Source organism: Paraburkholderia fungorum, from assembly GCF_046027605.1.
Lineage (GTDB): Bacteria > Pseudomonadota > Gammaproteobacteria > Burkholderiales > Burkholderiaceae > Paraburkholderia > Paraburkholderia fungorum_F.
The window spans coordinates 1-948 of the sequence record NZ_JAQQEF010000085.1; the positions used below are offsets into that span (position 1 = coordinate 1).

Annotated in this window: 1 protein-coding gene and 1 pseudogene; both read right to left on the reverse strand. The window is 61.6% G+C overall.

What is annotated here, in order from left to right; genetic code table 11:
- Positions 1 to 647, reverse strand: a 647-nt coding sequence (istB, locus tag PQR53_RS38835; RefSeq protein ID WP_408465884.1) for an IS21-like element helper ATPase IstB, incomplete at its 3' end; no start/stop codon positions are given.
- Positions 637 to 948, reverse strand: a pseudogene (locus PQR53_RS38840) (IS21 family transposase); the annotation flags it as partial. The gene istB and the pseudogene PQR53_RS38840, both read right to left, overlap by 11 nt.

Genomic DNA, 948 nt, shown 5'->3' on the forward strand with positions numbered 1-948 from the left:
GTCATCTTCGCGTCGCCGAAGACGTTAGCCCACTCAGAGAAGCTCAGGTTGGTTGTGATGACGACGCTCGTGCGCTCGTAGAGTTTGCTCAGCAGATGGAAGAGCAAGGCGCCACCGGTCTGGCTGAACGGCAGATAACCCAGTTCGTCGAGGATGACGAGGTCGGCGTACATCAGACGCACAGCCAGTTGCCCGGGCTTTCCAGTCAGCTTCTCCTGCTCAAGCGCATTGACGAGTTCAATGGTGGAGAAGAAGCGCACGCGGCTTCGATCATGTTCGATCGCCTGCACGCCAATCGCCGTCGCCAGATGCGTTTTGCCCGTGCCCGGTCCGCCGACCAGCACGACGTTGTGTGCCGATGTCATGAACTCACACCGATGCAACTGACGCACGGTTGCCTCGTTGACATCGCTACAACCGAAGTCAAAGCCGTTGAGATCCCGATACGCCGGGAAGCGGGCTACCTTCATCTGATAGGCCAGTGAACGTACCTCACGGGCCGCCATCTCCGCCTTGAGCAGACCTGCCAGAACTAGCGATGCCGACTTGTACGCGGGGGAATCCTGCGCGGCCAGCTCGCCAAGCGCCTGGGCCATGCCGTGCAGCTTCAGTGACTTGAGCATTTCCATCATGGCGTCAGGCTGCATGATGATCCTCCCGGCCTCTCAGGTCGTCATAACGGCCGACGTTGGCTTGCGGCTCGACGCGCAGGGCGAAGGCCTGGGGTGTCTGCAGCGGAGGCACGGGTGCCCCGTCAAGCAGCCGGCTCAGGAAGTTCATCACCGTTTGCTTTGAGGGCGCACCGGCCTCGAGTGCCAGTTCGACGGCGGTGAGCACGGCCTGTTCGTCGTGCAGCAGCACCAGCGCCAGTATCTCGACCATCTCCCGGTCGCCACCGGGGTGCTTCAGCAGGATTGTCTGCAGCCCCTTGAAGGCGGCAGGAAACTC